The organism is Arthrobacter sp. NicSoilB8 (genome assembly GCF_019977355.1).
Lineage (GTDB): Bacteria > Actinomycetota > Actinomycetes > Actinomycetales > Micrococcaceae > Arthrobacter.
Genome location: NZ_AP024655.1, coordinates 3,099,758 through 3,112,526 on the forward strand (window position 1 = coordinate 3,099,758; position 12,769 = coordinate 3,112,526).

At 71.1% G+C, this 12,769-nt stretch carries 8 protein-coding genes; 4 read left to right on the plus strand and 4 right to left on the minus strand.

The features are described 5' to 3' along the window. Positions 1-272 precede the first annotated feature (272 nt). Positions 273-506 carry a hypothetical protein gene (locus LDO15_RS13990; protein WP_223979586.1) on the plus strand — a complete coding sequence of 78 codons (234 nt, stop codon included), beginning with the start codon at positions 273-275 and terminating at the stop codon, positions 504-506. Between the two features lie 36 nt (positions 507-542). Here the strand turns inward: LDO15_RS13990 and smc are convergent, their stop codons facing one another. After that, on the minus strand, positions 543-4,163 hold the full coding sequence (gene smc / locus LDO15_RS13995; protein ID WP_223979587.1) for a chromosome segregation protein SMC: 3,621 nt from the start codon (positions 4,161-4,163) through the stop codon (positions 543-545). Between the two features lie 267 nt (positions 4,164-4,430). Between smc and LDO15_RS14000 the strand changes: the two genes are divergently transcribed. From LDO15_RS14000 to LDO15_RS14010, 3 genes are read left to right on the plus strand one after another with little or no spacing between them, the layout of a single operon-like run. Beyond that, positions 4,431-5,453 carry a 3-oxoacyl-ACP synthase III gene (locus tag LDO15_RS14000; protein ID WP_223987385.1) on the plus strand — a complete coding sequence of 341 codons (1,023 nt, stop codon included), beginning with the start codon at positions 4,431-4,433 and terminating at the stop codon, positions 5,451-5,453. Next, positions 5,447-8,215, plus strand: a complete 2,769-nt coding sequence (locus LDO15_RS14005) for an alpha/beta fold hydrolase (RefSeq protein ID WP_223979588.1) — start codon at positions 5,447-5,449, stop codon at positions 8,213-8,215. The genes LDO15_RS14000 and LDO15_RS14005 overlap by 7 nt, the downstream gene beginning before the upstream one ends. Beyond that, positions 8,212-9,195 carry an NAD-dependent epimerase/dehydratase family protein gene (locus LDO15_RS14010; protein ID WP_223979589.1) on the plus strand — a complete coding sequence of 328 codons (984 nt, stop codon included), beginning with the start codon at positions 8,212-8,214 and terminating at the stop codon, positions 9,193-9,195. The genes LDO15_RS14005 and LDO15_RS14010 overlap by 4 nt, the downstream gene beginning before the upstream one ends. 25 nt (positions 9,196-9,220) lie before the next feature. Here LDO15_RS14010 and LDO15_RS14015 read toward each other — a convergent pair whose 3' ends face one another. From LDO15_RS14015 to mutM, 3 genes are all read right to left on the minus strand, one after another. Next, positions 9,221-10,264 carry a hypothetical protein gene (locus LDO15_RS14015; RefSeq protein ID WP_223979590.1) on the minus strand — a complete coding sequence of 348 codons (1,044 nt, stop codon included), beginning with the start codon at positions 10,262-10,264 and terminating at the stop codon, positions 9,221-9,223. After that, positions 10,261-11,610 carry an MFS transporter gene (locus LDO15_RS14020; protein WP_223979591.1) on the minus strand — a complete coding sequence of 450 codons (1,350 nt, stop codon included), beginning with the start codon at positions 11,608-11,610 and terminating at the stop codon, positions 10,261-10,263. The genes LDO15_RS14015 and LDO15_RS14020 overlap by 4 nt, the downstream gene beginning before the upstream one ends. A gap of 184 nt (positions 11,611-11,794) precedes the next feature. Further along, a complete protein-coding gene (gene mutM / locus LDO15_RS14025) occupies positions 11,795-12,766 on the minus strand; it encodes a bifunctional DNA-formamidopyrimidine glycosylase/DNA-(apurinic or apyrimidinic site) lyase (RefSeq protein ID WP_223979592.1) in 972 nt (323 codons plus the stop codon). Between the last annotated feature and the right edge of the window lie 3 nt (positions 12,767-12,769).

Consider the following 12,769-nt stretch of genomic DNA (forward strand, 5'->3'; position numbering starts at 1 on the left):
AGCGGATTCACCTTGCGCAGCGGATCCCCGTTGTGCGGCCGGTCAGCGCCGGGCGGAACAGCGCGGCCGGCAACGGTTCCGAGACCGGCACCGGCGCCCGTGAAAGCAGCAACTTCGGCAACAAGCGCGGCAGCAGACGCGGCGACAGCCGCCAGGGCCTCCCTGCTTTCCGCACCCCACGCCGCCGTGTTATCCATGCCTCGATCATCTCGCGAGCCACCGACAATTTGATGAGGTGCATCGTGACGCCCTAACCGACTAACGGTAGGCGCGTGCGACGTCGCACCGGGCGGATCAGCGCGGCCGGCACCGGCGTCCGCGAAAGCAGCCAGGCCGGCGGCAAGGGCGGCAACGGACGCGGCGACGGCCGCCAGGGCCTCCCTGCTTTCCGCACTCCACGCCGCCGTGTTATCCATGCCTCGATCATCTCGCGAGCCACCGACAGTTTGATGAAGGGCCGGGTTCCGGGGGTGACGCCGGCACGACGTCACCCCCGTGGGATTTAGCGCCACAAGCCGTCACTCCCAAGCGGGCAGCTCGGCCTATACCTCCGCGCCGAGACGCTGGCTGATGACGGTGGAGACGCCGTCGCCGCGCATTGTGACGCCGTAGAGGGCGTCGGCCACTTCCATGGTGCGTTTCTGGTGCGTGATGACGATCAGCTGGCTGGATTCGCGCAGCTCTTCAAAGATGGTGATGAGCCGGCCCAGGTTGGTGTCATCGAGGGCGGCCTCGACCTCGTCCATGACGTAGAAGGGCGAGGGCCTTGCCTTGAAGATAGCCACCAGCAGCGCCACCGCCGTCAGGGACCGTTCCCCGCCGGAGAGCAGCGAAAGCCGTTTGATTTTCTTCCCGGCCGGCCGGGCCTCCACCTCGATGCCGGTGGTGAGCATGTCCGAAGGGTCGGTCAGGACCAGGCGGCCCTCGCCGCCGGGGAACAGCCGGGCGAAGACGCGGACGAACTGCCGGGAGGTGTCTTCGAACGCTTCGGCAAAGACCTTTTGGACCCGCTCGTCGACTTCCTTGATGATGTCCAGCAGATCCTTGCGGCTGGACTTGAGGTCTTCGAGCTGGGTGGCGAGGAACTGGTGGCGCTCCTCGAGCGCGGCGAACTCCTCCAGCGCCAGCGGGTTGACCTTGCCGAGCGCCGAGAGGTCGCGTTCGGCGCGCCTGAGCCGCTTTTCCTGTTCCTCCCGGACGAAGGGCTTGCCTTCGGCGATCTCGCGGCCGTCCTCATCCACCGGGGCGCGCAGGGCGGCCCATTTGTCCCCCGAGTCGCCGGCCGGCACCGGGACGGGCCGATCCGGACCGTAGTCGGCCACGAGCTGCTCGGCCGTCAGGCCGAGCTCCTCCACGCTCTTGAGTTCCAGCGCCTCGATCCGGAGCCGCTGCTGTGTGCGGGCGAGCTCGTCGCGGTGCACGGAATCGGTGAGTTCGGCCAGTTCGCGGGCCAGGGCGTCGTTGCCGCCGCGGACCGCTGCCAGTTGGCGTTCCATCTCTTCCCGGCGCTCCTCGGCGCTGTCCCGCTCCCGGCGGGCCAGTTCCACGGACACGTCGATGAACGCGACCACCTGCTGCACGGCAGCGGCGACGGCGGCCGCGCGCCCGGCCTGGAGCCGGCGGCGGCGGGCCCGTTCCGCGGCTTCCTCACGGGCACGGCGCTCGGTGGCGGCGGCCCGCTCCAGCGACGCAGCCCGGTTCCGCGTGGCGGTCAGCTGTTCCTCGGCGCTGCGCAGCGCGAGCCTGGCTTCCATCTCGGCCGTGCGGGCCAGCGAGGCGGCCAAGGCAAGGGCATCGCGGTGGTCCGGCGAGGGTTCCTGCTCGGCGGGGGCTTCCTGGGCCGCGGCGAGCCGCGCAGTCACGGCTTCCAGGGCAAGCTGTTCGCTGACAATGTTGGCCTCGGCCCTGGCCAGGGACGCGGCCAGGCGTTCGCTTTCCCCGACGGCGCTGCGCAGCACTGAGTTCAGGTGGCCCAGGCGTTCGGCGACGGCGGCGAGTTTCGCGTCGGAGTCGTGGAGCTTGGCGAGGGCCGCGTCCGTGCGGTCCTGGGCTTCGGCGCGCCGGGCGCGGGCCGTGGCGAGGGCGAAGCGGTTGCGTTCCAGCCCTGCGGTGACGGCGCCAAGCTTCGCGGCAGCGTCGTCGACGGCGGCCTGGACTTCCAGCAGCGACGGCGCCGTCGCGGAGCCGCCGGTGACGGTCAGCGCCGTGAAGACGTCCCCGGCCCGCGTCACGGCGGTGAGCTCGGGCCGCGCGGCGATCAGCTGCGCCGCCGCGTCCAGGTCATCGACGACGGCGACGCCCGCCAGCAGGGCGGCCAGCGGCAGGCCGGCGGCGTCGGGACCGGCAGCAGTCACCAGATCCACCAGGTCCGCGGCCCAGCGCGCGCCCGGCGGAAGCGCGGGAAGCGCGGTCCTGCCGGCAGGGGCACCGGCGGAAGAATCGGCGAGCAGCAGCGCGGCGCGTCCGGCGTCGTCGTCGTGCAGGAGCCGCACGGCGGCGGCGGCGGTCTCCCGGTCCCGGACCACCACGGCGTCGGACGCGGGGCCAAGCGCGGCGGCGATGGCGGGTTCGAATCTGGCCTCGACCGTGATCATGGACGCCAGGGATCCCAGAACGCCGGCGGCCAGGACCCCGGAGGTTACGGCTCCCAGCACATGCTCGGAGCCGTCCTTGCGGTTCAGCCCGAGCTGGAGGGCATCGCGGCGGGCTTTGAGGGCGCCGCGTTCCCGCTCGTCCTCGCGCTCGGCCGCTTCGAGCTCGGCGATCTCGGCGAGGACGGCGTCCAGGTCCGCGCTGGCGGCCTCGTAGTCGGCGTCGAGCGATTCCTCGCCGTCCTCGACGCCGGCCGCCTGCGATTCCAGCGCAGTGAACTCACTGTGCGCCTGCCGGCGGCGCTCCTCGCCCGCCTTTTGCGATTCGCGGAGGCGCCCGAGTTCGGCCTGGCCGGACTCGACGCGGGACCGCGCCGCCCCGACCTGCCCGGCAAGCCTGGCCAGGCCCTCGCGCCGGTCCGCGGCGGCCCGGAGCAGGGCCGCGAGGCGCTTGTCCTCGGCGGCGGCGGCCTGCTCGGCATCCTGCTTCGCCGCCGTGGCGGTGTCCAGCGCCTGCGTCCGCTCCAGGATCTGGCGTTCCAGCCCGGCCTGCTCGTCGCGGACGCGGGCGGCCTGCTTCTCCAGCTGGTCCGGATCCCGGCCGGTGTCCGGCACGGCGTCGGCGGCGCCGAGCAGGCGGCGGCGTTCCTCGGCGAGCGAGCCGAGGGACCGGAGCCGTTCGCGCCCGGTGGAGAGCGAGTACCAGTTTTCCCGGGCGGCGTTCAGCGTGGGCGTGGCCTCGGCGGCGAGTCGTTCGAGCACAGCCTGGCGCTGACGTCCGGCGTTGAGTTCCCGCTCGACGACGGCGCGGCGTGCCTTGAGCGCCGTTTCATCCGCGACGTCCTGCGCCAGGGCGGTCTGCAGCTGGACGAGGTCGTCGGCCAGAAGGCGTGAGCGGGCGTCGCGGACCTCGAACTGGACGCTCTGGGCGCGCCGGGCCACTTCCGCCTGCTTTCCCAGCGGGGTCAGCTGCCGCCGGATTTCGCCGGTGAGGTCGCTGAGCCGGGACAGGTTGGCCTGCATGGCTTCGAGCTTGCGGACCGTCTTTTCCCGGCGGCGGCGGTGTTTGAGGATGCCGGCGGCCTCCTCAATGAAGCCGCGCCGGTCCTCGGGGGTGGCATGCAGGACCTTGTCCAGCTGGCCCTGGCCGACAATGACGTGCATCTCGCGGCCCAGGCCGGAATCGGAGAGCAGTTCCTGGATGTCCAGCAGCCGGCAGGCCGCGCCGTTGATGGCATACTCCGAGCCGCCGGTCCGGAACAGGGTGCGCGAGATTGTCACCTCGCTGTATTCGATCGGGAGGGCACCGTCGCTGTTGTCGATGGTCAGCGAGACGTGGGCCCGGCCCAGGGGCGGCCGGCCCGAGGTTCCCGCGAAGATCACGTCCTCCATCTTGCCGCCCCGGAGCGTTTTGGCCCCCTGCTCGCCCATGACCCACGCCAGGGCATCCACCACGTTGGACTTGCCGGAACCGTTGGGGCCCACCACGGCGGTGACGCCGGGTTCGAATTCGAAGGTCGTCGCCGAGGCAAACGACTTGAATCCCCGGACGGTCAGGCTCTTGAGGTGCAAGGTATTTCGGTTCTCCTGCTCGGCGGACTGGGCGCGCTGTTCGAAACGTGATTCGAAACGGACGCGGGGTTCGGGGCGGCCCCGGATACTTACAATCTACTGCGCAGCCGCGGCCATTCCGCGCAGAACCCGCGCGCAGCCGCCGCAGATGGCTCAGGCCGCATATGCGGAAACGGTCCTGCACAGGGCATAGTTAAGCCCTTGGGCTTGCGCTTGAGGTGCGGCGAACCGCCGGTGCACAGGACGGATATGAACAGGGGCTTGATTTTGGTAGGCAACGCAACATTCCGGCACTCCAACACCGCCTTGCTTTCGGTGAGCAGCGTCGAAGCCCCGACGATCGTCAGTTCCATGGATTTCGACCGCCGGCTGGCTTCGACCCTGCGGCGGCTCAGGGTCCCCCCGAAGCTGCTCGAACGGGTCGCCGGCATCACGCACCGGCGCTGGTGGGCCCCCGGGACCTCGTTCGACGACGCCGCCATCGAAGCGGGCGCAAAGGCGCTGGCCGAGTCCGGCATCGAAGCGTCCGAGATTGGCCTGCTGATCAACACCTCCGTCACGCGGCGCAACCTGGAACCGTCCGTCGCGGTGAAGATCCACCACGGACTCAGCCTGCCGTCGTCGGCGATGAACTTTGATCTGGCAAACGCCTGCCTCGGATTCGTCAACGGCATGACGCTGGCGGCCAACATGATCGATTCCGGCCAGATCAAGTACGCGATGATCGTCAACGGTGAGGACGCCCAGGCAACGCAGGAGGCCACCCTGGCCCGGCTGCAGCGGCCCGAGACGACCCGCGAGGACTTCAACCGCGAGTTCGCCACACTCACCCTCGGCTCCGGAGCCGCTGCGGCCGTCCTCGGCCCGGCGGACCAGCACTCAGGGGCGCACCGCATCCTCGGCGGCGTGATGCGTGCCGGCACCGAGCACCATGAACTGTGCGTGGGCGGCATCGACGGCATGGCCACCGACACCAAGGGCCTGCTCGACGGCGGCCTGCAGCTCGTGGTCGACGCCTGGCACGAGGCCCAGCCGGAGTGGGACTGGGCCTCGATGGACCGCTACGTCACGCACCAGGTGAGCAACGCCTATACCCAGGCCATCATTGACGCCATTGACCTGGACCCGGACAAGGTGCCGATCACGTTCCCGCACTGGGGCAATGTGGGCCCGGCATCCCTCCCCATGACCCTCGCGGCCGAAGCGCAGACGCTCGCAACCGGGGACCGCGTGCTGTGCATGGGTGTGGGTTCCGGTCTGAACACCGCCATGGTGGAAATCGTTTGGTAGCCGCCGACTGGCCCGGCGTCGACCCCGAATGGTCGCGCGAAATCGATGTGGCGTCCACCTCCGCCGCGGATGAGCCCGGAACCGTGCGCCGCTGGCACCTGCTCGACAACGGTGCCCAGCTCACGCGCCGCGGCCTGGCTCCTGCCGGCACCCTGCTGTGCGTGCACGGCAACCCGACGTGGTCCTACCTGTGGCGGACCCTGCTGGCCGCCGGATCCGACCCCGCTCATCCGTGGCGCGTGGTGGCGGTGGACCAGCTGGATATGGGCTTCTCCGAGCGCACCGGCACGTTCCGGCGCCTGACGGACCGGATCAACGACCTGGGCGACCTCACCGCCGCGCTAAAACTGGACGGGCCGGTGGTCACCGTCGGACACGACTGGGGTGGCGTGATCAGCCTCGGCTGGGCCGTGGCGCATCCGCAGCAGCTCGCCGGGGTGGTACTGACCAACACCGCTGTCCACCAGCCCTCCGGCGCGCACCTCCCGCCAGCGCTGCGGCTTGCCCTGCACCCGGCCGTGCATCGTTGGGGAACGACGACGTCGGACACCTTCCTTCGGGTGACGCATTCCCTGGCCCGCCCGCCGCTGGCCGAGGATGTCCGCGGTGCCTACATGGCCCCTTACCGGGGCGCCGGCCGCCGCGCCGGCGTGGGGAACTTCGTAGCTGACATTCCCGCCGGCCCGTCCCATCCCAGCTTCCCGGCGCTCAGCCGAGTCGCCGAAGGGGTGCGCGGGCTGAAGGTTCCGGCCCTGATGCTTTGGGGGCCGCGGGATCCGATCTTTTCCGACCGGTACCTCAAGGACCTCATCGGCCGGCTGCCCGACGCGAAAGTTCACCGCTTCGAGGGTGCCGGCCACCTCGTCGCGGAAGACCGCGACCTCGCCGGCCCCATCTTCGAGTGGCTTGCCGAACGCGGCGGGGACAGCGGATCCGGCCTTCAACGGACGGTCGCGACCGATGACCCGGCCGACCCCCCGACGCTGAAGGCCGCTGCCGGGCCCCTGGAGCCCGGCAACGAGGACCCGCCCCTTTGGGCGCCTCTCACCGGGCTGGCGGCGGGACCCTCCGGTGGGGACACCGCCGTCGCGGAAATGGGCCCGGACGGCAGCATCGCCCGCTCGCTCAGCTGGCAGGAGCTGGACCAAAGCATCGCCGCCCTCGCGGCGGGCCTGAAGGACGCCGGTGTGGGGCACCGCAGCCGGGTGAGCCTGATGGTCCCGCCGGGCGTGGACCTGACCGTGGTCCTCTATGCCTGCCTGCGGCTCGGCGCTGTGGTCGTGGTGGCCGACGCCGGCCTCGGCACCCGCGGCCTGAGCCGCGCCGTGAAGGGCGCCACCCCGGATTTCCTCATCGGCATCGACAGGGCGCTGGCGGCTGCCGCGGTACTCGGCTGGTCGGGTCGGCGCATCAGTGTGCGGGATCTGCCGGCTGCCCGCCGCCGCGTCCTCGGCGTCGAAACCTCCCTCGCCGCGCTCGCCCGCCGGGGAGCCCGGGTCCGCCCGGAGCCGCCGTCGCCGGTTCCGGGACAGGGCCAGGGACCGGGCCAGGGACCGGGCGGGAGCCAACGCCAAGGCCAGTCCCCGGCCCCGGACGCCCCGGCCGCCGTGCTCTTCACCTCCGGCTCCACCGGCCCGGCCAAGGGCGTGCTGTATACGCACCGGCAGCTGGCCGCGATGCGCGATACCGTGGCCGCGACGCTGGGCATCCGCCCGGGCGCGCGCCTGGTGGCAGGCTTCGCGCCCTTCGCCCTGCTGGGACCGGCGCTCGGAGCAGTCTCGGTGACGCCCGCCATGGACGTCACCGTGCCCCGCACCCTGACGGCCCGCGCGCTCGGGAACGCCGCCGCGGCCATCGACGCCACCGTGGTCTTCGCCTCGCCCGCGGCGCTGCGCAACGTCCTTGCGACCCAGGGCGGCCTGGGCGGGGCCGGGCACGAGGCCCTGGGGCGGGTGAAGCTGCTGCTCTCCGCCGGCGCACCCGTCCCCGCAGCCCTGCTCGCGCAAGTGCAGCGGTTGCTGCCCCGGGCCTCGCTGCACACCCCGTACGGGATGACCGAGGCCCTGCCCGTCACCGACATCAGCCTCGAACAGATCGGCGCCGCCGAGGCCGACGCCGCCGCCGGCACCGTGGCAGGGGCCGGCAACGGCGTATGCGTGGGCCGGCCGGTGCACGGCGCCCGGGTGGCCGTCATCCCGCTCGCCGCGGACGGCTCCGCGCCCGGGAACCATCCCGTCACGGCGGCGGGATTGACCGGGGAGATCCTCGTCAGCGCCCCGCATGTGAAGGAAACTTACGACAGGCTCTGGCTCACCCAGCGGGACAGCGTCCGCACGGCAGGATGGCACCGCACCGGCGACGTCGGGCACTTCGACGCCGCCGGACGGCTCTGGGTGGAAGGCCGCCTCGCCCACGTCGTGACCGCGCCCGGTGCTGTGGTGACGCCCGTCGGCGCCGAGCAGGCCATCGAGCGCCTGGAAGGCCTCGGACTGGCCGCCGTCGTCGGGGTCGGCCCCTCCGGGACGCAGGCCGTCGTCGCCGTCGTCGAAACCGTTCCGCCGGCGCGCCGGGCCGGCCCCGCGACGCCGCAGCTCGCCGGGCGCGTGCGTGATGCGGCCCGCCAGGCAGGCGTCAGCGTCTCGGCCGTGCTCGTCGTGCCCTCCCAGCCGACCGACATCCGCCACAACGCCAAGATCGACAGGACCCGGCTGTCCCGGTGGGCTTCCGCGGTGCTGGCCGGCGGCCGTCCGGGCACGCCGTGAAGGTCCTCGTCACCGGCGCAAGCGGCCTGCTCGGCCGTGTTGTGGCCGGGATCCTGGTGCGTCAAGGCCACGCCGTCACCACCTTCCAGCGCCGTCCCGCGGGCGTCGACGGCGCCGCGGACCTCACCGGGTCTGTCACGGACCGGGACGCCGTCCGTCGCGCCGTCGCCGGGGCCGATGGCGTCATCCACCTGGCGGCAAAGGTATCCTTCACCGGCCGCACCGCGGATTTCAACGAAGTGAATGTCGAAGGCACGCGAGTCCTGCTCCGTGCGGCCCGCGAGGCCGGCGTGCGGGATGTGGTGTACGTCTCCTCCCCGTCCGTGGCCAACTCCGGGGCCGCCATCGCCGGACTGGGCGCCGAGGCGGCGGACCCGGCCCGCGCGCACGGCGACTATTCCCGCACCAAGGCCGAGGCCGAGCTGCTGGCGCTGGCCGCGGACTCGCCCGGATTCCGGGTCGCGGCGGTTCGCCCGCACGTCGTCTGGGGCCCGGGCGATACGCAACTGGTGGAACGGGTGCTGGAACGTGCCGGCCGCGGCCGTCTGCCGCTGCTCGACGCCGGGGCGGCCCTGATCGACACCACCTATGTGGACAACGCCGCCTCGGCCATCGTGGCCGCGCTCCACCGGATGGAACACATTCACGGCCGGGCGCTGGTCATCACCAACGGCGAACCCCGCCCGGTCGGCGAGCTGTTGGCGGGCATCTGCGCCGCGGGCGGCGTCCCCGCACCGTCGTGGCGGGTGCCGGGCAGGCTCGCGCGGGCAGCCGGATCAGTGGTTGAAAAGGTCTGGGGCCTTTCCGGCCGGACCGACGAGCCGCCGATGACCAGGTTCCTCGCCGAACAGCTCTCCACCGCCCACTGGTTCGACCAGCGCGAGACCCGCGAGCTCCTCAACTGGACCCCCGCCGTTTCACTCGACGACGGCCTGGCGAGGCTGGCCGAGCACTACCGCTCACTTCGAGCGGCAGGCTGACCGGCAGGCTGACCGGCGGGCCGGGCTACCGGGCGCCCGGGCGGACCACCGACGGGGACCATGCGTGCTCGATGAACAGCGCCGGCCGGGCCGACAGGTCGGTCTTGATGGACCAGACGTCGCTGTCCGTTTCGGAGCCGTCACGGGGAAGCCCGTACAGCAAGGTGGAGTTGTCCAGCCACTCAATCTGGTCATCGATGCTCTGCTGCTCGGCCAGGACGGACTCCACCCCGCTGGCAAGGTCCAGGACGGCGATGCTGCGGTGACCGGTCAAGGCGCCGCTGTCGCTCTTCTTGTAGGCGAGGTGCGTGCCGTCCGGGGAGATTGAGGGGCATTCCACCCCGCTGCGGACTACAGTGAGCGTCCGGCCGGCAATGCTTCCCTTGACCAGCCAGATCTTTCCCTGCGATGAGGCTGTGGCGTAGAAGGCATCGGGCTGTCCCGGGACGAAGGTGACCCCCCAGATGTTCCTGTCGGAGGCCTTGATCCGGTTTCCGTCCAGGATCAGCGCATAGTCCTCCATGGTGCCGGTGCCCGCCCCGGACCGGTCCCGGATCACGGTTTCGGTGGAGAACCCGGCACCGGAGTAGGCGTGGCCCGAGACGAAAACGGTGGTAGCCACGAGTGTGCCGGCGGCATTGGTCCGCGCCCTGCTGGGGATGCCGGCAAGCGGCCAGCCGGCCGTCTCCTTCCACCCTGCGTCCAACACGGAGGCCTGGAAGATCGTTGCCAGCTCGTGCCTGGTCTGCAGGCAGAACGTCAGCTTGTCCGTGCCATAGACCCGGTCGCAGCTTTTTCCGCTCAGTGCGCGCTGACCGCCGGGATCCGTCAGCGGCACGGTCGCGGCCTCGCCGAAGCCCTGGCCGGACGCGGTGTTGCGGAACACGACGTAGGGCGCCGCCGGAAGGGACTCGGACCTGGTGACCTCGACGGCGGCCGGCGCGGCCTGGCTCTCACGGGCGTCCTGGAACGCGAGCGCCGTGTAGATGCCCGCGGCCGCCACGACGGCCACTGTGATGAGCAACAGCAACGCCAGGCGCCGTCGGCTGATGATCCGCAGGGTCGTCATGCGCCGGTGCCCTGTTCTTGTGAGCTGTGTTCCTGCGAGCTGCGGTCTTCCGCGGTGCCTTCGGTCGAAGTGCGTTCTTCCGAAGTGCGTTCTTTCGAGTTGCGCATCAACAAGGCCGTGGCCGCCAGGGCGGCGGCCAGCGCGACGGCGGCCGCCAGCATGGCGGGTGCGGCACCGATCGCGAACCAGAGGATGCCGAAACCAGCGGATGCCGCCATGCGGCACAGCGCCACGACAGTCTGGGCGGCCCCGATGCCGGTGGCCACCTTTTCGGGGCTGACCAGCCGGCTGGCCAGCGCGGCCAGCACGCCGTCGGTGGCGGCGTAGAAAAGTCCCAGCAGCACCAGGCATGCCAGTGTCATGCCCAGCCCGCCGAAGGGAGCCGCCGCCAGCAGGTAGCACGCCAGCAGGGCCAGGTGGCCGCCCAGGAATACCCTGACCCGGCCCCAGCGGTCCGCGAGCCGTCCCAGCGGAACCGCGAGGACGAGATAGACGACGTTGGTTCCGACGTAGAGCAATGGGAACCATTGCACGGCGAACGAATCCCGGGCCTGGAGGACGAGGTAGATGAAGCCGTCCCCGACAGTCAGCAAGGCCAGCAGTCCTGCCGTCACGAGCAGCCGGGTGAGTCCGGGGTCCTTCAGTTGGCTCCAGGTGAAGGCCGGGCGCGCGCGTTTGGATTGTTTCGCCGCACGCGGCGTCCTCACATCCGGCACCACCAGGAACAGCGCCGCCACACCGAGTACGGCGAAGGCCAGCGAAACCACAAAGACGGTATGGAACCCGTTCGGGATCAGCAGGAGGATCAGGAACGCCAGGAGCGGGCCTGTGGCGGCACCGATGTTGTCCAGCATGCGGTGCACACCGAAGGATCTGGCGAGGTATTGCGGCTGGGCAACAGCGGAGATCAGGGCGTCCCGCGGCGCGGTGCGGATGCCCTTGCCGATGCGGTCGCCGGCGATGATCCCGATGAGCGAGACGAATCCGCCGGCGAACAGGAGGCCGACGCGTGCCAGCATGGACAGCCCGTAGCCGGCCACGGCGACCCGCTTCGGGTGTCCGGTGCGGTCGGAGGCCCAGCCGGCGGCAATGCGCACGATCGCGCTGGCGCCCTGGTTCAGGCCGTCGATGAACCCGAAGGCGATCGTGGAGAGCCCCAGGAACCCGGTGACATACAACGGGAGGATCGCCGCCACGGATTCGGACGAAATGTCGGTGGCCATGCTGACGATCCCAAGCCAGAGGATGACGGGCGACAACCGGAAGGCCGTGTCTGAAACCGACGGGGAAGCTGCGGTGTCGGTGTCCTTCTTGCCACCGGTCCGATCAGCCATCGAGATGTACATGGGCGGCCTCTTCTCTCGTTTCCGAAGTCGTGGCCGCCCACGGACGCTTGCCCGCCGTCGACGGACTGCGGGCCCAGGCTCCCACCGCCACAGTCTTTCAGCGGGATGCCCGGTTCGGAAGCGTAGCGCTACTTGTTTTTTCGCGCGGTGAAACGCGCAGTGAAACGCGCGGTGAGAACCGGAATTACCAGCGGCCGTTGCGGGGCCTGGGCTGGCAGACGGGGCAGGTATAGGAGGAGCGGTTCATGAACTGTTCCCGCTTCAGCAGGCCCACCCGGCCGGCGGCGGCGCAGCGCTTGCACTCCAGGCCTTCGCGGCCGTAGGCGTTGAGGGAGCGGTCGAAGTACCCGGACGCGCCGTTGACGTTGACGTAGAGCGAATCGAAGCTGGTGCCGCCGGCGGCCAGGGCGTCTGTCATGACCGCCCGGGCGGCGTCGAGCACCCGGAGTGCGTCGGCACGGCGCAAGGTGTCGGTGGGCCGGGCATAGTGCAGCTGCGCCTTCCAGAGGGCCTCGTCCGCGTAGATGTTTCCGATCCCGGAGACCAGGCCCTGATCCAGCAGCGCCCGTTTGAGCCCGGTCTTGCGCGCCCGCAGGCGCCGGTAGAACACGTCAAAGGAAAAGTTGGGATCCAGCGGGTCCCGGGCAATGTGGGCGGCTTCCTCGGCGATGAGCGGCAGCGGCGTTTCGGCGAGGCCGCCGGGGCCGCCGTCGTCCGTGGGGATCAGCGAGGTCAGGAACAGCCCGCCGAAGATGCGCTGGTCCACGAACCGGAGCTGCTCCGGCATGCCCGCGGCGGGGCTGAGCCGGAGCCGGACCTTCAGGTGCTTTTCGTCCGGAACGCCGGGGTCCTGCATCAGCAGCTGCCCGGACATGCCCAGGTGGGCCATGAGCGCGACGGCGGGGACGGGCGCCGCGGATGAGTCCGGGTTTCCGGACGCGGCGGGCGTGTCCGCCAGCGGCATCCACAGGAATTTGCCGCGGCGGACCACGTCCAGGACCCGCGCGCCTTCGAGGTTGCCGGCGAAGTCCTCCGGGCCCAGGGCATGGCGGCGCAAGGAGCGCGGGTCCAGCACGTCGACGGAGGTGATGGTCCGGCCCCGGACCCAGCTCACGAGCCCGCGCCGCACCACCTCGACTTCGGGCAGTTCAGGCAACGC